Annotated in this window: 7 protein-coding genes and 1 pseudogene; all 8 read left to right on the top strand. The window is 70.1% G+C overall.

Features of this window, described 5'->3' with window-relative positions:
• Positions 1-2 precede the first annotated feature (2 nt).
• Complete coding sequence (locus B9D87_RS09585; RefSeq protein ID WP_007770237.1) at positions 3-3,506, top strand: non-ribosomal peptide synthetase; 3,504 nt, start codon at positions 3-5, stop codon at positions 3,504-3,506.
• A gap of 8 nt (positions 3,507-3,514) precedes the next feature.
• A complete protein-coding gene (locus tag B9D87_RS09580) occupies positions 3,515-4,276 on the top strand; it encodes a thioesterase II family protein (protein ID WP_007770238.1) in 762 nt (253 codons plus the stop codon).
• A complete protein-coding gene (locus tag B9D87_RS09575) occupies positions 4,273-5,601 on the top strand; it encodes a beta-ketoacyl [acyl carrier protein] synthase domain-containing protein (protein ID WP_040629729.1) in 1,329 nt (442 codons plus the stop codon). Before B9D87_RS09580 ends, B9D87_RS09575 begins: the two co-directional genes overlap by 4 nt.
• Positions 5,601-8,645, top strand: a complete 3,045-nt coding sequence (gene mbtD / locus B9D87_RS09570) for a mycobactin polyketide synthase MbtD (protein WP_007770240.1) — start codon at positions 5,601-5,603, stop codon at positions 8,643-8,645. Before B9D87_RS09575 ends, mbtD begins: the two co-directional genes overlap by 1 nt.
• A gap of 1 nt (position 8,646) precedes the next feature.
• Positions 8,647-15,236: pseudogene (locus tag B9D87_RS09565) on the top strand (amino acid adenylation domain-containing protein).
• Positions 15,233-19,672 (top strand): non-ribosomal peptide synthetase, encoded by a 4,440-nt coding sequence (locus B9D87_RS09560; protein ID WP_007770242.1) that lies wholly within the window; start codon positions 15,233-15,235, stop codon positions 19,670-19,672. Before B9D87_RS09565 ends, B9D87_RS09560 begins: the two are co-directional and overlap by 4 nt.
• On the top strand, positions 19,669-20,955 hold the full coding sequence (gene mbtG / locus B9D87_RS09555) for an NADPH-dependent L-lysine N(6)-monooxygenase MbtG (protein ID WP_007770244.1): 1,287 nt from the start codon (positions 19,669-19,671) through the stop codon (positions 20,953-20,955). The genes B9D87_RS09560 and mbtG overlap by 4 nt, the downstream gene beginning before the upstream one ends.
• On the top strand, positions 20,936-21,151 hold the full coding sequence (locus B9D87_RS09550; protein ID WP_007770246.1) for an MbtH family protein: 216 nt from the start codon (positions 20,936-20,938) through the stop codon (positions 21,149-21,151). The genes mbtG and B9D87_RS09550 overlap by 20 nt, the downstream gene beginning before the upstream one ends.
• Positions 21,152-21,235: the final 84 nt, after the last annotated feature.

The following is a 21,235-nucleotide window of genomic DNA, read 5'->3' as shown; positions in this document are numbered from 1 at the left end:
CTGTGGTGCACGCCTCGGCACGCTCGGAGGACATCCGGGCGGAGGTGGCCGAATTGCTCGGCGTCGACGTCGATGCAGTTCAGCCGGGTAGCAACCTCATCGGCCAGGGCCTGGACTCCATCCGGATCATGACGTTGGCCGGGCGCTGGCGCCGCCAGGGCATCGACGTCGACTTCGCGACGCTCGCCGAAACCCCGACGGTCGAGGCTTGGGCCCGGTTGGTCTCCGCCGGCGGGCAGGCCACCGACCGGCAAGCCCTTCCCGCCGCGGCGCCCGGCGGCGCCGAGCCGTCCGGCGCGTACGAGCCGTTTCCCCTCGCCCCGATGCAGCACGCGATGTGGGTCGGCCGCCAGGACAACCAGCAGCTGGGCGGGGTCGCCGGGCACCTCTACGTGGAGTTCGACGGCGGCCCGATCGACCCCGAGAGGCTACGCGCGGCGGCCACCGAGCTCGCGCGTCGCCACCCGATGCTGCGGGTCCGATTCCTCCCCGACGGCACCCAGCGCATCACCCCGGCCGACGAGAGCGGCGAGTTCGCGGTCAGCGTCGAGGATCTGCGCTCGCTGAGCGCCGACGACGTCGAGCGGCGGTTGGCCGCGATCCGCGACGCCAAATCCCACCAGCAGCTCGACGGCGCGGTGTTCGAACTGGCCGTGACGCTGCTGCCGGGCGGGCGGTCGCGGCTGCACGTCGATTTGGACATGCAGGCCGCCGATGCGATGAGCTACCGCACCCTGATGGCCGATCTGGCGGCCGTCTACGGCGGCCAGGATCTGCCGGAGCTGAACTACACCTACCGGCAGTACCGTCAAGCCGTCGAGGCCGAAGCCGCACAGCCACAACCCGCGCGCGAGGCGGACCGGGCGTGGTGGGAGCAGCGCCTCCCGGAGCTGCCGGACCCGCCGGCGTTGCCGTCGATCGGTGCCCGGGGCTGCAACCACAGCACCCGGCGCTGGCACTGGCTGGACCCGCAAACCCGCGATGCGCTGTTTGCCCGCGCCCAGCGGCGCGGCATCACCCCGGCGATGGCGTTGGCCGCGGGTTTCGCCAACACCCTGGCGCGTTGGTCGACCACCTCGCGCTTTCTGTTGAACGTCCCGCTGTTCGGGCGCCAGCCTCTGCACCCGGACGTCGACTCGTTGGTCGGCGACTTCACCTCCTCGCTGCTGCTCGACATCGATCTCGTCGGCGCGCGCACCGCGGCCGCTCGGGCGCAGGTGGTGCAGGCCGCGATGCGCACGGCCGCAGCACATTCCGCCTATCCCGGGCTCTCGGTCCTGCGCGACCTGAGCCGTCACCGCGGTACCCAGGTGCTCGCGCCCGTGGTTTTCACCAGCGCACTCGGGCTTGGAGAACTGTTCGGCCGCAACGTGACCGACCAATTCGGCACCCCCGGCTGGATCATCTCCCAGGGGCCGCAGGTGCTGCTCGACGCGCAGGTCACCGAGTTCAACGGCGGCGTCCTGGTGAATTGGGATGTGCGCGAAGGCATGTTCCCACCGGGCGTCATCGACGCCATGTTCGGCTACCACATCGACGAGCTGCTCCAGCTGGCCTACGCCGAAGACTCCTGGGACGCCCCGGGCCCCGCGGCACTGCCGGAGGCGCAGCGCGGGGTGCGCGAGGCGGCCAACGCCCGCACCGCCGAACCCAGCGGGGAAGCCTTGCACGACGGGTTCTTCCGGCAGGCCGAGCGGCAGCCGGACGCCCCCGCGGTGTTCGCGAGTTCCGGCGACCTCAGCTACGCGCAGCTGCGCGACCAGGCGCTGGCCGTGGCCGCGGCGTTGCGCACCGCCGGCATCGCGGCCGGCGACACCGTTGCGGTGATGGGTCCCAAGACCGCCGAGCAGATTCCGGCGTTGCTGGGCATCCTGTCCGTCGGCGCCGTGTACCTGCCGATCGGCGTCGACCAGCCGCGCGATCGCGCCGAGCGGATCCTCGACACCGGTGCGGTGAGCCTTGCCCTGGTGTGCGGCGGACAACCGTTGTCCTTGCCGGTGCCCGAACTGGTCCTCGCCGACGTGCTGGGCAACATTCGTCCCGGCGCCGAAATCTCCTCAGCGCGAGTCGATCCCAGCGATCTGGCCTACGTGTTGTTCACCTCGGGCTCCACCGGCGAGCCCAAAGGCGTCGAGGTCACCCACGACGCGGCCATGAACACGGTCGAATTCATCGGCCGCCACTTCGAGATCGGCCCCGCGGATCGATGCCTGGCGCTGTCGACGCTGGAAGGCGACATCTCGGTGATGGACGTGTTCGTCACCCTGCGCACCGGCGGGGCCATCGTGGTGGTCGACGAGGCACAGCGCCGTGATCCCGACGCCTGGGCCCGGCTGATCGACGCGCACAAGGTCACGGTGCTCCACTTCATGCCCGGCTGGCTGGAGATGCTGATCGAGGTCGGCCGCGGGCGGCTGTCCTCGGTGCGGGTGATCCCCACCGGAGGCGACTGGGTTCGACCCGAGGTGGTGCGCCGCCTCCAAGCCGAGGCACCCAACCTGCGCTTCGCGGGACTGGGCGGTGCGACCGAAACCCCGGTGCACAACACCATTTTCGAGGTCACCGAGGCGATACCGGAGGACTGGACCGCCCTGCCCTTCGGCGTCCCGCTGCCCAACAACGCCTGCCGCGTCGTCGACGACAACGGCGCCGACTGCCCCGACTGGGTCCCCGGCGAATATTGGGTGTCCGGGCGCGGCATCGCGCGCGGCTATCGCGGACGTCCCGATCTCACCGCGGAGCGCTTCGTCGAGCATGGCGGCAGACTCTGGTACCGCACCGGCGATCTGGTGCGCTATTGGCCGGACGGCACCCTCGAATTCGTCGGCCGCGCCGACCACCGCGTCAAGATCAGCGGGTATCGGGTCGAGCTGGGTGAGATCGAGACCGCGTTGCGGCGCGTGCCCGGGGTGCGGACCGCGGTGGCCGCCCTGATCGCCGGGTCCGGGGAATCCGACGTGCTGGCTGCGCAGGTGTGTACCGACGACATGACCCTGACCGGCGAGCGGATTCGGCGGTGTCTTGACGACCTGGTCCCGGCGCACATGATCCCGCGTCACATCGCGGTGGTGGAGCGAATCGGTTTCACCGATGCCGGAAAGCTCGACCGCCGTTCCGTCGCACGCGAATTGGAGGCGGCCGTCTCGCAGGCACAGCGGCCCGGCCACCGCGCACCGTCGAGCCCGTTGGAATCCGCGCTGGCAATGATCCTCGGCGACCTGCTCGGCCGGGACAACGTCGGAGTCGACGACGACTTCTTCGCCCTCGGCGGCGATTCGGTGCTCGCCACCCAGGCGGTGGCGAGGATTCGGGCCTGGCTGGACGCGCCGGGCATCATGGTCGCCGACGTTTTCGCCAACCGAACCGTGGCCGCGCTGGCCGCCGTGCTCAGCGCCGGCGAGAACGACCCCGACCGGCTCGAGCAGGTCGCCGAGCTGTACCTCGAAGTGATCGGCATGGACGCCGAATCGGTCCTGGCCGCCTCTCAGCAAACCGCGAAATCGTAGATAGCGCAATGACCTTGAATAATCTGATCGCCGTGTCTGCCACGTTCCCGTCCTGGATCAAACTGACCCCGGGCCGCAATGGCGGACCATCCACCGGTGCCACCGTAGTCTTTCCGCACGCGGGGGCGGCGGCCGCGAGCTATCGGGTGCTGGCCGCGGCGCTGGCCGCGGGCGGCGACACGTACATCGTGCAGTACCCGCAGCGGGCGGACCGCCTCGGCGAACCCGCTCACGACAGCGTGCACGACCTGGCCGTCAGCCTCTTCCAGGCCGCGCCATGGCCCGGCGTTGCGCCGCTGAGGCTGTTCGGGCACAGCATGGGCGCCGTCGTCGCCTTCGAGTTCGCCCGCGTCGCCGAAACGCACGGCACGGCCGTGCAGAAACTGTGGGTGTCGGCCGGTCCGCCGCCATGCGTCGTCGCCGACATGCCCGACCTGCCGACCAGCGACGACGGGCTGCTGGCCGATATCGCCGATTTGGGGGGCACCGACCCCGAACTGCTTGCCGACGAAGAGTTCTCCGAACTGCTGACCACCGCGGTGCGCGCCGACTACCAGGCCTTCAATGGCTATGCGCCCAGCCCCGACGTCCGCGTCGGCGCCGACATTCACGTGCTGGGCGGCCATGACGACCACCGCATCGCCACCGGCGTGCTGCGGCAGTGGGAGAGGCACACCGCCGGCTCCTTCGCCGTGTCGCTGTACGACGGCGGCCACTTCTACGTCTATGACCATGTCGATGCGATCGCCGCGCAGGTGAATGCCGGGTGATACCAATGTCTGAGGGCGGGTTCGACGCGCAGCGCGCCGACCCGGTCGTGATCGTGGGCATGGGCGTCGAAGCGCCCGGCGGCATCGAAACCGCCGACGACTATTGGGATCTGCTGGCGCACGGCCGCGAGGCGCTGGGCCCGTTTCCCACCGACCGCGGTTGGGCGGTGCGCGAACTGCTTGCCGGCTCGCGCCGCAGCGGTTTCAAGGAGATCCACGACCGAGGCGGTTTCCTCACCGGGGCAACCACATTCGATCCCGAGTTCTTCGGCATCTCGCCCCGCGAGGCTGTCGTCATGGATCCGCAGCAGCGGGTCGCGCTCCGGGTGGCCTGGCGTGCGTGCGAGAACAGCGGCATCAATCCCGACGACCTGGCCGGGCACGATGTGGGCTGTTTCGTCGGCGCCTCGGCCACGGGATACGGGCCCCAGATGGCCAAGTTCTCCGAACACAGCGGTCATCTGCTGGCCGGCACCGCGCTCAGCGTGATCTCGGGCCGCATCGCCTACACCCTGGGATTGACCGGGCCGGCGCTGACCCTGGACTCGTCGTGCGCGTCGGCCCTGGTGGCCTTCCATGTCGCGGTGCGCTCGCTGCAGAACGACGACTGCGATCTGGCCATCGCGGGTGGCGTCAACGTGCTGGGCTCGCCGGGCTTCTTCGTCGAGTTCTCGAAACAACACGCGCTCTCCGACGACGGATACTGCCGCCCCTACAGCGCGCAGGCCAGCGGAACCGTGTGGGCCGAGGGAGCGGCGATGTTTGTGCTGCAACGGAAGTCGGCGGCGCTGCGGGCCGGCCGTCAGATCCTCGCCGAGGTGCGGGCCAGCGCCATGAATCAGGACGGGCGCAGCGCCGGTCTGAGCGCGCCCAGCGGCGATGCCCAGGTGCGGCTGTTCCAGCGGGCCATCAGCCAGGCCGGGATCAAGCCCGACGAGGTGGGGATGATCGAGGGGCACGGCACGGGCACCCGGCTCGGCGACCGGACCGAGTTGCGCTCGCTGGCCCAGACCTACGGCGATACCGAACCCGGCTCCGGTGCACTGCTGGGCTCGGTGAAGTCCAACGTGGGCCACTCGCTGGCCGCCGCGGGTGCGCTGGGCCTGGCCAAGGTGCTGGTCTCCGCCGAACGCGGCGCCGTGCCGCCCACATTGCACGCTGGCGACGCCAGCCCCGAAATCGATTGGGAGAAACAGGGTTTGCGGCTGGCGCAGACCTTGACGCCGTGGCCGGCCATCGAGGGGCAGCGCACCGCCGCGGCGTCCGCCTTCGGGATCGCCGGCACCAATGCACACCTGATCGTCTCCGTCCCCGAGGTCGCATGATGCTTACCCATGGGCTGCCGGACGGGCGCGTCCCGGTGACGCTCAGCGCGCACGACCCCGAGCTGATCCGCCGGGACGCCGCGGCGATCGCCGACTACGTGGGCCGCATCGACGACTCGGCGGACCCGACCGCCGCGGTCGCCTCCACCCTGCTGCGGTTGCGACGGATGCGACGCCACCGCGCGGTGCTGCGAGCCGCCGACCGCACCGAACTCGTGGCGGCGCTGTCCGCGATCGCGCGCGGCGACGAACACCAGCTGGTCTCGCGCTCCGCCAAGACGACACCGCCGCGCATCGCGTTCGTCTTCCCGGGCCAGGGCAACCAGTGGCAGGCGATGGGCGCCGAGGCCTACCGGCGGCTGCCGGCCTACCGCGAGGCGGCCGACCGCTGCGCGCAGGCGTTCACATCCGGCGGATTCCCTTCTCCGCTGCCCTATCTGGTCGGGGACGGGGAGCGCGTCTGGTCGCGCCCCGAGATCCAGGGTGCACAGTTCACCCACGCGGTGAGCCTGGCCGAAGCGTGGCGATCCTGTGGGTTGCTGCCCGACATGACCATCGGGCACAGCCTCGGCGAGGTGGCGGCGGCCTATGTGGCGGAAGCGATCTCGCTGCCGGACGCGGTCGCCCTGGTGGTGGCCCGCGCCAGCGTCGTCGACCAGCTGACCGGCCGCTACGCGATGGCGGTCCTCGGCACCGGCCTCGACATCGCGGAAGCGCTGCTGGCCGACACACCCGGCTGGTTGGAGGTCTCGGCGGTCAACGGGCCGTCGTCGACCGTGGTCGCCGGCGATCACGAGGCGGTGGCCGCCGCGGCGGCGCTGGCCCAACAGCGCGGGATCTTCAGCCAACAACTGTCCGTGGACTATCCCGGTCACACCAGTGCGCTACGACCGTTGCGGGCGGCTCTGGCCGCGCTGACGCCGAAGTCGGTGTTCCGGGACGGCCCGGTGCGGTTCATCGGCTCCACGCTGGGCACCGAACTGGGCGATGGCACCGACTTCTCTGCCTACTGGTATGAAAACCTCTGTGGCACCGTGCGATTCGACCTCGCAGTGCAACATGCCCGCGCCCGCGGGGCCGACACCTTCGTGGAGCTCTCCGCCCACCCGTCCTTGCTCTACCCGCTGGGCGACATCGTCGACGACGAGTCGATAGTCATCGTCGGCTCGGGGCATCGCGACCGACCCATCACCGATTCGCTGTCCGCGAGCATCGTCGCCGTCGCGGCCGCTGACCCCGGCTGCCGGTGGGCCGACGCGCTCCCGATGGCCGACCGGGCGGCGCTGCGGGGATTCCCGAACGCGCCGATGCGGGCGGTGCACCTGTGGGCGGCACCCGAACAACCAAACGAACCGGCGCCGACACCGGCGCTCACCGTCGCCGTCGAGGACTGGCAGCCGGCGGCGGAGCCGATCACACCGAGCGCGAGCCCCGTGGACGTCGGCTTCTTCGGCGAGGGCGCACCGACGCAGCGGCTCGTCGATGCCGTTGCGGCACAGGACGGCTGCCGACTGGTGTCACCGAGTGAGGCGGAAGTCCTCGTGGTGATCGCCCCGGAACTCGATCAGCTCGACGCCACCGCCGCGATCGAGCAGATCGCCGGCCGGCCCGATGCGGGCCTAGCCGATTACCCCGCGCTCATCGGGCCGCGATGCCGCGCCGTCTGGTTGCTCACCGTTGGTGCAGAACAGGTCGACGGCCATGACGCCAGCGTCTCTCCGGCACAGGCGGCGCTGGCGGGCATGCACCGCAGCGTCGGCTTCGAGTTCCCGGACCAGGCATTCGGGCATCTGGACCTCGCGCGCCGCGATGTCGACGCCGCCACGGCACAAGCCGTCGTCGAGGTGCTGCTCGGCGAGCCGGCCGAGGTCGCGTTGCGGGGCAACGAATCACCGCGACGCCACCTCCGGACGTTCCGCGCGTCTCGCGTACCGGCGACCCCGCGGCCCCTCGATGCCGCCGCCATGGCCGACGTGGTGATCACCGGCGGCAGCGGGGCCATCGGCCTGCAGTACGCCCGGTACTGCCTGGAACGCGGCGCCCGGGCCGTCACCCTGTTGAGCCGCAACGGCGTCGACCCGACAGTGCTGCGGCAGCTCGCCGACCGGTACCGCGCCGAAGTGCGGGCGCCGCAGTGCGATATCACCGATCGCGCCGCGCTGGCCGCCGTCGCCGCCGAGCATCCAGCGGGCGCGTCGCTGCTGATCCACACCGCGGGCATCGCCCAGGCCCGTTCGCGCGCGGAACTCACCGGCTCGGATGTGGCGGCGGTCTGCGCGGCCAAGGTCCGCGGACTGGCGATGCTGGCCGACGTGTGGCCGCTGCGGCCGGACTGCCGGATCCTGGCCTGCTCCTCGGTATTCGGCGTCTGGGGCGGCTACACCCACGCGGCGTACGCGGCGTCCAACCGGATGCTCGACGTGTTGGCCGCCCAGCTGCGCGCTACGGGCCGCGACTGCACGGCGATCCGGTGGGGCCTGTGGCACGGCGCCGGGGTGGTGGTGGGTAACGAGATCACCCGCACCGAGCGCTCCGGCCTGGTGGCGATGGAGCCGCAACGGGCCATCGAGGCCAGCCTGTATCGCTACGAGGGCGATCCACTGATTTTCGACGCGGACTTCGAGCGGCTGCAGGTGTTCTTCGAAAGCCAGGGCATGCCAATGCCATTCGCCGTGACACGCGCGGACGACGCCGGGGACCGCGAGGGTGCGGCGGCGAAGCCCCTCGCCGACATCGTGCGAGCCGAATTGGCCGCGACATTGCACCTGGGGGACTCGCCGGCGATCGACCCGGGCACGCCGCTGATCGACCTGGGCGTGGACTCGTTGCTCGCACTCGATTTACGTAAGCGGCTGCGCCGCACCGTGGGCAACTCGGTTCCGGTCTCCCGCATGCTCGGCGGCATCACGATGGCCGAGCTGATCGACGCGCTGTGTGCCGACTCAACCGGCGCCCCGGCGGCGCCGCCGTCCTTCGAGCGCACCGGAGCCGCCAATGGTGCGCACCAATCAACGCTCGCGATGCTAGAAAGGTTGGACACCTAGCGTGACAGACACCACCGGCGTCAGCACCCGTCTGGACGATGAGCGGCTGGAACTGCTGCGCCGCAAGCTCGCCGAGCGCGGCCTGGCCAAGGCGACGGCCGCTTCGAGCGTCGCCACCGACGACCAGCCACGCATGTCGGTCGGCCAGCACCGGATGTGGTTCGTGCAGTCCGTCGATCCCGACAGCGCGCTGCTCAACATCTGCGTTTCCTACCGTCTATCCGGCACCGTCGACATCGCGCGGTTGCACCGCGCGGTCGACGCCGTCGCCGCGCGACACCCGGTGCTCCATACGACCTACGCCACCGACGGCGAGGGCGACCCGCACCCGGTGATGCGCGCGGACCTGCGGCCCGAATGGGCCGAACACGACCTGGCCCGGTTGGCCGACCAGGCGCGCCGGCTACGACTGGATGTGCTGGCGCAGCGAGACTTTCGCCGGCCATTCGACCTGAGCAAAGATTCACCGCTGCGGGTCACGGTGGCGCGACTGGCCGACGACGAACTGATGCTGCTGATCACCGCGCACCACATCGCCTGGGACGACGGCTCGTGGGCGCCCTTCTTCGCCGACCTGACCCGCGCATACACCGACCCCGCCGGTTTCGCGCACGGCGAGGTGCGCAGGGACACTGCCGCGGATGCGACCGCCATTCGTCAGGCGGACCTGGACTATTGGCGACCGCGGATGGCCGACCTCCCGGAGCCCCTCGAGCTGCCCGGGCCCAACGGTTCGGTGGTGCCCACCGCCTGGCGCGCGCAGCGCGCCGTCGCGCAGTTGTCGGCGGACACCGTCGCGCGGACGGCGGCGCTGGCCCGCGAGACGGGCGCCACGCCGTACATGGTGTTGATGGCCGCGTTCGCCGCGCTGGTGCACCGGTACACGCAGTCGACCGACTTCCTGGTGGCGGCCCCGGTGCTCAACCGCGGCCTCGGCACCGAGGATGTCATCGGGTATTACGGCAACACCGTGGTGATCCGGCTGCGGCCGCGCCCGCACCAGACGTTCCGCGAGTTGCTGGCCGAAACCCGGGAGGACGCGGTGGGCGCCTTCGCTCATTCGCGCGCGGACCTGGACTGGCTGGTGCGCGAGTCGAATCCCGATCGCCGGCATGGCGCGGACCGGATGACCCGGGTGAGCTTCGGACAACGCGAGCCCGACGGCGCCGGCTTCTGCCCGCCGGGCGTGCGGTGCGAGCGCGGCGAATTGCGCGGCCATTTCAACCAATTGCCGTTGAGCCTGATGGTCGAGCTGGACCGGACCCCGGACGGCTCCGGAGCCGGCTTGGTCGAGGCCGAGTACCTGGTCGAGGTGATGGATCAGCAGTTGGTCGAGCAACTGCTGCGCCACTACGCCGCCTTGCTGGACGGCCTGCTGTCCGACCCCGACGCGAACATCTCGGCGTGCGCCTTGATGAGCGATGACGACGCCGAGTGGTTGCGCGCGGTGTCGACCGGCGAGAAATTCGTCACCCCGGCCAGCACGTTGCCCGCGCTGGTCAGCCGCCGGGCAAGGCTGACGCCCGAGGCCGTCGCCGTGGTGTACGAGGGGCGCGCCTACCCCTACCGGGAAATCGACGAAGAGTCGAACCGGTTGGCGCACTGGCTGATCGAGCAGGGAATCGGCACCGAGGATCGCGTCGCGGTGCTGCTGGACAAGTCCCCCGAACTGGTCATCACCGCGCTCGGGGTGCTCAAAGCGGGCGGCGTCTACCTGCCGGTGGATCCCACCTACCCGCAAGACCGGCTGAGCTTCATTCTCGAGGACGCGGACGCGAAACTGGTGCTGCGCGAACCGGTTACCGATGCGGCGCGCTATCCGGCGAGCGCGCCCACCGCGCTGATCCGACCGCTGAGCCCGCACAACACCGCCTACCTGATCTACACCTCGGGTTCCACCGGGCTGCCCAAGGGCGTGCCGGTGCCGCACGCACCCATCGCCGAGTACTTCGTCTGGTTCGGCGACGAATACCGCATCGACGACACCGATCGGCTGCTGCAGGTCGCCTCGCCCAGCTTCGACGTGTCGATGGGCGAGATTTTCGGCACGCTGATCATGGGCGCACGCTTGGTGATTCCGCGGCCCGACGGCCTGCGCGACATCGGCTACCTCACTGACTTACTGGCCCGCGAGGGCATCACCTCGATGCACTTCGTGCCGTCGCTGCTGGGACTGTTCCTGTCGTTGCCCGGCGTCAGCCAGTGGCGGACCCTGCGGCGCGTGCCCATCGGCGGGGAGGCGCTGCCCGGCGAGATCGCCGACAAGTTCCACGCCACCTTCGACGCGTCGCTGCACAACTTCTACGGACCGACCGAGACGGTGGTGAACTGCACCAGCTACCCGGTCGAAGGTGCTCAGGGCACCCGGGTGGTGCCGATCGGCCGGCCCAAGATCAACACGCAGGTCTATCTGCTCGACAACGCGCTGCAGCCGGTGCCCGTGGGCGTGATCGGCGAGATCTATATCGCCGGAACACATGTCGCGCACGGCTATCACCGCAGGCCGCAGTTGACGGCCGAGCGGTTCGTCGCCGACCCGTTCACGCCCGGTGGCCGGATGTACCGCTCCGGTGATCTGGCCCGCCGCAACGCCAACGGCGACATCGAGTTCGTCGGTCGCGCCGACGAGCAGGTGAAGATCCGCGGTTTCCGCATCGAGCTGGGCGAGATCGCGGCCGCCATCTCGGTCGACCCCAGCGTCGGGCAGGCGGTCGTGCTGGCCATGGACCTGCCCCAGTTGGGCAAGAGCCTGGTCGGATACGTGACGCCGGCTCAGGGCGCGGGCACGGAAACCGTTGAGGTGGAGCGCATCCGGGCCCGGGTGGCCGCCGCGCTGCCCGACTACATGACCCCGGCCGCTTACGTGGTGCTCGAGGAGATCCCGATCACCGCGCACCAGAAGATCGACCGCGCCGCGCTGCCACAACCCCAGATCGCGGCGGGCACCGAGTACCGCGACCCCACCACGCCCACCGAACGGCGCATCGCGCAACTGTTTTCCGGTTTGCTCGGCCACGAACGCGTGGGCGTCGACGACTCGTTCTTCGAACTGGGCGGCCACTCGCTGGTCGCCACCAAGCTGGTCACCGCGATCCGCGCGGAGTGCGGCGTGGAGATCGGCATCCGCGACGTGTTCGAACTCGCGACGGTCGGGGCGTTGGCCGAGCGGATCGACCAACTGAGTGCGGGCGCACTGACGCCCTCGCGGCCCAGGTTGATCACCACGGCGCACGACGAACCCATGCCGCTCTCGGCGTCGCAGCTGCGCAGCTGGTTCGCCTACCGCGTGGACGGCCCCAGCCGGGTCAACAACATTCCGTTTGCGGCCAGGCTGACCGGACCGTGGGACATCGATACGTTGATCGCCGCCGTCGGCGATGTCGTTGCCCGGCACGAAATCCTGCGCACCAGCTACGTCGAGCTGGACGGCGTGCCCTATCAGGTCGTTGAACCGGCCGGCGTCGCGGTTCCGGTGCGCCGCGAGGAGGGACCCGACGACGCCTGGCTGCAGCGGCAGCTCGACGTCGAGCGGTGCCACTGCTTCGAACTGGACGCTGAACTGCCGATCCGGGTCGCGGTGCTGCGCATCGCGAACACAGCCGAGCACGTGCTGTCGCTGGTCGTGCACCACATCGCCTCCGACCATTGGTCGGCGGGCGTGCTGTTCTCCGACGTCATGACGGCCTACCGGGCCCGGCGTGGCGGAGAGGCGCCATCCTGGGCGCCGCTTCGTGTGCAATACGCCGACTATGCGGCGTGGCAGCGCACGTTCCTGGGCCTGGATTCCGAAGCGAGCGGCCAGGAATCCGCCATCGCCGCCGACCAGCGGGAGTACTGGACCCGTCAGCTGGCCGGGATGCCGGAGGACACCGGTCTGCGCCCGGACTTTCCCCGCCAACCGGTGCCCAGCGGCGAAGGGGAGTCCGTCGACTTCCAGATCGACTCGGCCACCCGTGCCAAGCTCGGCGAGCTGTGTCGCGAGCTCGGCATCACCGAATTCATGCTGCTGCAAACGGCCGTCGCCGTGGTCTTGCACAAAGCCGGTGGGGGAACAGACATTCCGCTGGGCACGCCGGTGGCCGGGCGCACCGAGGCCGAGCTGGACCAGTTGATCGGATTCTTCGTCAACATTCTGGTGCTGCGCAACGACATGGACGGCAACCCGACGCTGCGCGAGCTGCTCAAGCGGGCCCGGGAGACCGCACTGGCCGCCTACGCCCACCAGGACCTGCCGTTCGACCGCGTCGTCGACAGCGTCAGCCCGGTGCGCTCACTGTCCCGCAACCCGCTGTTCCAGGTTGTGGTGCACGTCCGGGATCACCTGTCTGCCACCCGGGTCATCGAGACCGCGGCCCCGGGCAGTGGCGAGCAGGACACGGTGTGCACCTCGCTGGACCCCGTCTTCGACATGGCCCATGCCGATCTGAGCGTCAACTTCTTCGGCACCGACGGCTCCGGTGACATCGGCTACAACTGCAATGTCATCTACCGCACCGAGCTTTACGCGAGGACCACCATCGAGCGGCTGGCCGACTGGCTGGCCCGCGTACTCACCGAATTCGCCGGGGACATCGATCAGACGCTGCGAGACGTCCGCCTGATCGATGCCACCGAAGAGCACCACATTCTGCAGGACTGGAGCCGCGGCGAGCGGCCGCCGCACGACCGGCCGCGCACCATTCCGGAACTGCTGGAACCCAGCCGGGCGTTGGGCGCCGACCGCATCGCGGTGCGGTGCGGCGCGCAGCACATCGATTACCCCGCGCTGCACCGCCGTTCGGACAACCTGGCCGCGCTGCTCGTCAAGAACGGGGTGGGCCCCGGGTCGCTGGTCGGACTGTCGACCCGGCGCGGCATCGAGCTGGTGGTGGCGCTGGTGGCCATCATGAAAGCCGGCGCCGGATACTTCCCCATCGATCCCGGATACCCTTCGGCGCGAAAGCAATTCATGCTCGATGACGTGCGACCTCCGGTCGTGGTCGCGACGGTCGAAGCCGTGGAGACCATGCCGCAGGTGCCCGGGGTCGAATTGATCTCGCTGGACGATCCACAGGTATGCGCTGTGGTCGACAGCGACGACGTGGATCCGCTGTCGACGGATGCGCGACTGCCGCACCCCGATGACCCGATGTATCTGGTCTTCACCTCCGGGTCCACCGGCAAGCCGAAAGGCGCGGTGGGAACGCATCGCTCGATGGCCGCGCGGCTCGGCTGGCAGCTGCGGCACTACCCGCCACGAACCGATGACGTTCGGCTGGCGCAGGCCTCGATCACCTTTCTCGAAGGCGGCATGGAGATGCTGGCCGGCCTGGCGGCCGGCGCGACGATGATCCTGGCCGACGATGCCGAACACCGCGACCCGGAAGCCCTCGGGGACTTGATGAGCCGGCATTCGGTGGCCCAGGTGACCGCGGTGCCCAGCCTGGTCTCGGCGCTGGTGGACAGCCGGCCCGAGTCCGTGCGCGCGTTGTCGCGGCTGGTGTGCGGAGGGGAGCCGGTGAGCACGGCGCTGCTGCAGCGCCTGGTGTCGGTGTGCGCCGACCAGGACGGCGCCGGCACCGAGCTGCTGAACAACATCGGTTCCACCGAGACGTCGGGAGCGGTGTCCCGTGGGCGGCTGGGCCCGCCGAATCCGCTTGTCGGTAGGCCGGTTCCGGGGCGCAGGCCTACCTGCTCGATGACGGGCTGCGTCCTGTGCCGGTCGGCGTGGTGGGCGAGCTGTATTACGCCGGTGACCAGCTCGCTCGAGGATATTGGAAACGCCCGGGGCTGACCGCCGCCCGGTTCGTCGCCAATCCCTTTGGCGCCGAGCCCGGTTCGCGGTTGTACCGCAGCGGCGACCTGGCCCGGTGGACCGAGGACGGCCGGCTCGAGTTCGTCGGACGCTCCGACCACCAGGTACAGGTGCGCGGCTTCCGCGTCGAGTTGGCCGAGGTGGAGGCGGCCCTGGCGGGCGCCGGCGGTGTCGCCGCCGCGGCGGCCCGCACCTGGGAGATGCACGGCGGCACCTCGCTGGCCGGATACGTTGTGCCGCAACGTCCGCTCGCCGACGAGGCCGCGAAGGCGGCGTTCGCGGGGCAGGTGCGCGCGGCGATCGCCACGACCCTGCCCGGCTACATGCTGCCGTCGTCGCTGACCGTGCTCGACGTTCTGCCCAAAACCGAGTCGGGCAAGCTGAATCGACCCGGCCTGCCGCCTCCGTCGGTCAGCACCGGCGGGCTGACCGAACCGGCGCGCACCGACACCGAACGGGCGCTGGCCACGGTGTTCGCGGAACTGCTCGCGACCCCCGACGTCGGTCGCTTCGACGACTTCTTCACCCTCGGCGGCGACAGCATCCTGTCCGTGCAGCTCGCCTCGCGGGCCCGGGCGGCCGGCCTGGCCGTGAGCCCGCGCATGATCTTCGAGAACCCGACGGTGCAGCAGTTGGCCGCCGCGCTCGATGCAATGGGCGACGAAGGGGCGGTCATCGAACAGGACGAGGGAACGGCCGACACCCGTTTCGAACCGATGAGCACCTCCGGGTTGTCGCCCTCGGACCTGGCCGCGGTGACGCAACTCTTCTCGTCGTCGCGCGAAGGCACGACATGACCGCCGCCAAAACCGATGTCGCGCCCGACATCGAGGACGTGATGGCGCTCAGCCCGCTGCAGGAGGGCCTGTATTCGCTGACCACGCTCGCCGAATTCGCCGACAGTGACGCGGCGGACGACCCGTACGTCATCGGGATCGCGGCCGACATCTCCGGCGAACTCGATGTCGCACTGCTGCGCGAGTGCGCGGAGCAGATGCTGGTGCGGCACCCGAACCTGCGGGCCAGCTTCTTCAGCCGGGGAATCCCACGACCGGTACAGATCGTGCCGTCCCACGTCGAGCTGCCCTGGCGACTGGTCGCCGCGGCACCCGAGGGCGTGCCGGCGCTGGAAACCGCCGAACGCCGACGACCGTTCGACCTGGAACGTGGCCCGGCCATCCGCTTCCTGCTGATCGAATTGCCAGGCGCGCGATGGCGTTTGGTGCTCACCGCCCACCACATCGTGATCGACGGATGGTCGTTACCGGTGTTCGTCAACGAGATGATGATCCTCTACCAGGCCGGCGGTGATCTGTCGGCGCTTCCCGCGGCGCCGCGGCCGTACCGTGACTACATCGGCTGGCTGGCGAGCCGCGACCCGCAGACCAGCCAACGGGTCTGGCGCGAGCACCTGGCCGGACTGCCGGGCCCCACCCTGCTGGCCGCCGCGCTGGGGTCGATCGAGGCGACCGACGGGAAGCAGGTGGCGCTGCCGCGCACCACCCGGCTGCGACTGCCGGCCGACATCACCGCGCGGTTGGTCGAGGACACCCGATCGCGCGGCATCACCGTCAGCACCCTGATGCAAATGGCGTGGGCGCTGGTGCTGTCGCGCCTTACCGACACCCGCGATGTGGTTTTCGGGGTGACGGTCTCCGGTCGGCCGCCGGAGTTGACCGGCGTCGAGACCATGGTCGGCCTGTTCATCAACACCGTGCCGCTGCGGGTGCGGCTCGACCCGGCCGCGACGGCCGGCGAGCAGTGCCGCGCCGTGCAGCGCGACGCGGCCCTGCTGCGCGAGCACAGCCATCTCGGGCATGCCCAGCTGCGCGCCCTCGGCGGGGTCGGGGAGATGTTCGACACCCTGCTGGTCTACGAGAACTTCCCGATGGACGGGCTGACCGCGGGCGGCGAATTGACCGCCGGCGGAGCGACTTTCCGGCCCTCCGCCCTGCAGACCCTGTCGCATTTCCCGATCGCGCTCGCCGCCCACATGGAAGGCGGCGAGCTGGTCGTGCTGATCGAGGCGATCGACGGAGCGCTGGGTGCGGTTCCCGCCGCGACCTTCGGGCGGCGGGTGCTCACCACCGCCGAAAGGCTGCTGCACGGCTGGGACCGTCCGCTGCGCGACATCAGCGTCCTGCTGGACGACGAGGCCGACCCGCTGCGGGCCACCGGCGCGGCAACTCCGTTGTCGCCGTTGAGCATCCATGCCCGGTTCGCCGGTGTCGCGGCCCGTACACCGGACAACCCGGCGGTCAGCTGGGCGGGGGGCACGCTGAGCTACCGCGAGCTGGATCTTCGTTCCACCCGGCTGGCCGCGCGACTGGCCCACCAGGGTGTCAAGCGCGAGACGCCGGTGGGCATCCGGCTGCCCCGCGGGCCGCAGTACATCATCGCGATACTCGCCGTGCTCAAGGCCGGCGGCATGTGCGTGCCGATGGAGCCGGGAATGCCGCCCGCACGGGTGGACTCGATCCTGCGCCAATCGGGCGCGTCGATCGTATTGGACGAACGGCTGACCGAGCAGCTGCTGGACGCCGCCGAACCGAACGACGAGGACTTCCACCCCGTCGACGTCTTAGCCGCGCAGGCCGCGTACGTCGTGTTCACCTCGGGTACGACGGGAGAACCCAAGGGCGTCATCGGAACCCACGGCGCCGTGGGCGCCTACGCCGACGATCATCTGGACCGCGTATTGCGGCCCGCGGCAAGAAAACTCGGCAGGCCACTGCGCATCGCCCACGCCTGGTCGTTCGCCTTCGACGCCGCGTGGCAGCCGCTGGTCGGCCTGCTCGACGGGCACGCTGTGCATGTCGTCGACGAGCAGACCCAGACCGATGCCGAGGCGCTCGTCGCGCTGATCGCCGCGCACGGCATCGACATGATCGACACCACCCCGTCGATGTTCGCCCAACTGCAGGCTTTCGGCTTGTTGACCGAGGCGCCACTGGCGGTGCTGGCGCTGGGCGGCGAGGCGCTCGGCAGCGCGGCGTGGGCCCGGATCCGCGACACGTGCAGCGCATCGTCGATGGCGGCGTACAACTGCTACGGACCCACCGAGACCACGGTGGAGGCGGTGGTCGCCGCCATCGCCGAGCACGACGAACCGGCCATCGGGCGCCCGACCCGGCACACCCGGGGCTATGTGCTGGATTCCGCGCTGCGCCCGGTGCCGTGCGGAGCCACCGGCGAACTGTATCTGGGCGGCGCCCAGCTGGCCCGTGGCTACCTGGGCCGCGCTCCCGAGACCGCGGCGCGCTTCGTCGCCGACCCGTTCGCGCCGGCCGAACGGATGTATCGCACCGGCGATCTGGTGCGCCGGATGCCTGACGGCGCACTGCACTACGTGGGACGCGCCGACGCCCAGGTGAAGATCCGCGGCCACCGGGTCGAACCCGGCGAAATCGCGGCCGTCCTCGAAACGCACCCGGCCGTGCGGCATGCGGGGGTGCTGGTGCAGCAGCGCCGCGGCGTCGCGCGGCTCACCGCGTACGCCGCCACCGACCCGGCGGCCGGTCGGCCCACGCCGTCGGAGTTGCGGGGCATGCTCAGCACCCGGCTGCCGCGCTACATGGTTCCGCAGCGCATCGTCCTGCTGGACGAAATCCCGTTGACTCCCAACGGAAAACTGGACGAGACCGCGTTGGCCGCCCTCGACCACGCCGAGTCCGAAGCCGGCGCGGCGACGCCGGAGACCGCCACCGAGTCAGCGCTGGCCGAACTGCTCGCCGAGCTGCTCGCGCTACCGCGCATCGACGTGACCGCGGACTTCCTGCAGCTGGGCCTGGACAGCATCATGGCGTTGTCTGTGGTACAGGCGGCCCGCGCACGCGGAATTGCGTTGCGCGCCAGGCTCATCCTCGAGTGCAGCAATGTCCGCGAACTGGCCGAGGCGATCGACTCGGAGGCCACCGCCGCCGCCCGGCACGCGGACACCGGATCCGGACCAATGCCGTTGCTGCCCAACGGCCGATGGCTCTACGAATTCGGCGACCCACGCCGCCTGGCTCAGACCGAGGCCATCCGGCTGCCCGAGACGCTGCGCCGGGAGCAGCTGGACGCGGCCTTGGCAAGCATCGTCGAGGGCCACGAGGTGCTGCGCACCCAGGTGGACCGCTCCACCATGACCCTGGTGCCGGTGCCCGCCGCCGACATCGTCGACGTCGTCAAAGAGGTTGCGGTGGCCGGTGATCTGGCCGCGGTGGTACCCGCACACGTCGCCCAGGCAGTCGACCGCCTGGACCCCGAGCGCGGAACGCTGCTGTCCGCGGTGTGGTTGCGGCCGCCCGCGGGGGAGAGCGTGCTGCTGCTCGCGGCGCACGTCGTCGCGCTGGATCCCGCGTCGTGGCGGGTGGTCCTCGGTGAACTCGGTGCCGCCCTGACGGCCGCGGCCACCGGCCACTCGCCGGCGCCGGTCCGCGAACACACCAGCTATCGGCGCTGGGGCGACGCGCTCACCGCCCGGGCGCACCGGTTGGACACGGTGCAATTCTGGGCGTCCCAATTGGACGGCGGCGATCCCGACCTCGGTGCCCGCCGCGTCGACCCAAGCCGTGATCGCGCTCGCGACCTGATCGTCCGCAACGCCGCCACCGACGCCGACGTCACCCGTCGGCTGCTGGAGCCGGGGTTACCGCTCCCCACGCTGCTGGTGGCCGCGACCGCCGCGACGGTGACGCGCTGGCGCCAGATGCGCGGCCAGGCCACCCCACCCCCGCTGCTGGCACTCGAAACACACGGCCGCGCCGACAGTTTGGTGGACGGGCCGGGCGCGCACACGATCGATACCGGTGACACGGTCGGGTTGCTCAGCTCGATCTACCCGGTGCGGCTCGGTTCGACGGATCCGCGCCAGGTGGGGGAGGAGTTGGCGGCCATCCCCGGCGACGGACTCGACTACGGGTTGCTGCGCTACCTACGGGACGACACCGCCGAGCGGCTCGCCTGTTATGCGCCTCCGCAGCTGCTGCTGAATTATCTCGGCGCCGCGCACACCGACGGCGGCAGCGGACTGCGGCTCGAGCGCGAGCTGCTCGCCGGGTCATCGCCGGTGCCGGAGCCGGACCTGGCGGTGCGCCACGAGCTGACCATCGCCGCGATGGTGCTGACCTATGACGGGGAGCGGGTTCTGGCCGCACAGTGGCGTGCCCTGCCCGACATTCTCGATGACACCGATATCACTGTGCTACAAGAACTTTGGGTCGATTCGCTGCGGGAGATGGTGAGATGAGCACACTTGCGATCGTGGGCGCGGGCGCCAAGGCGGTGGCCGTGGCGGCCAAGGCCTTCGCGCTGCGCGAAATGGGCGTCGAAGTTCCCGACGTGGTCGCCGTGGAGCGGATCGGCGTCGCGGCGAACTGGCAAGCCAGCGGCGGGTGGACCGACGGCGCGCACCGGCTCGGCACCAGCCCGGAAAAAGACGTCGGATTTCCGTACCGCTCGGCGCTGGTGCCGCGCCGTAACGCCGAGCTCGATGAGCGGATGACCCGCTACAGCTGGCAGTCCTATCTGATCGCGACGGCGTCGTTCGCCGAGTGGATCGACCGCGGCAGGCCGGCGCCGACGCATCGCCGGTGGAGCCAGTACCTGAATTGGGTCGCGCACCACGTCGGCATGAGCGTCGTGCACGGTGACGTCGAACGATTGGCGATCACCGGCGACCGCTGGGCGCTGCACACGCACGAGACCACCGTGCACGCCGATGCGTTGATGATCACCGGCCCCGGTCAGGCCGAAAAGTCCTTGCTTCCCGGCAATCCCCGCATGCTGTCGATCGCCCAGTTCTGGGACCGCGCCGCCAACCACGACCGGATCAATGCGGAGCGCGTCGCGGTGGTCGGCGGCGGCGAGACGGCGGCGGCGATGCTCTATGAGCTGTTCCGGCACCGGGTTTCCAGCATCACCGTGATTTCGCCGCAGGCCACATTGTTCACCCGCGGCGAGGGATTCTTCGAGAACTCGCTGTTCTCCGATCCCACCAACTGGCCCGCCCTCACGCTTGCCGAACGCCGCGACGCGTTGGCCCGCACCGACCGCGGGGTGTTTTCGTCCAACGTGCAGGAAGCGTTGCTGGCCGACGATCGCATCCACCACCTGCGTGGCCGCGTCGCCCACGCGGTGGGCAAGGAGGGGCAGATCCGGTTGACGCTGTCCACCAACCGCGGCAGCGAGAATCTGGAGACGGTACACGGGTTCGATCTCGTCATCGATGGCTCCGGCGCCGACTCGCTCTGGTTCGCACCGCTATTCAGCCAAGACGCGCTCGATCTGCTGGAACTCGGTCTGGGCGGGCCCCTGACTTCGGAACGGCTGCAGGAGGCGATAGGTTATGACCTGGCCGTCACCGACGTGACACCGAAGTTGTTCCTGCCGAACCTGTCAGGACTCACCCAGGGCCCCGGGTTTCCGAACCTGAGCTGCCTTGGACTGCTATCCGACCGGGTGTTGGGATCCACCGTCAGCCCGTCCAAGTATCCCGTGAGAAGGAGACACGATGAGCGCCAACCCCTTTGACGACGACAACGCGACCTTCGTAGTGCTGGTCAACGACGAGGACCAGCACAGCCTGTGGCCGGCCTTCGCTGACACACCGGCCGGCTGGCGGGTGGCGTTCGGTGAGGCCGGCCGCGCGGACTGCCTGCAGTACGTGGAACAGAACTGGTCGGACATCCGGCCCAAGAGTTTGATCCAGGCGCTCGCCGCGGAGTAACAGGGGGTCTGCGCGGGCGTCAATTCGTCGCTACCCACTTGCGGCACAAAACAATTACCGCGTTTTCACACGTCGCGACCGTAG

Source organism: Mycobacterium colombiense CECT 3035 (assembly GCF_002105755.1).
GTDB lineage: Bacteria > Actinomycetota > Actinomycetes > Mycobacteriales > Mycobacteriaceae > Mycobacterium > Mycobacterium colombiense.
This window is presented reverse-complemented; position numbering and strand designations above follow the sequence as displayed.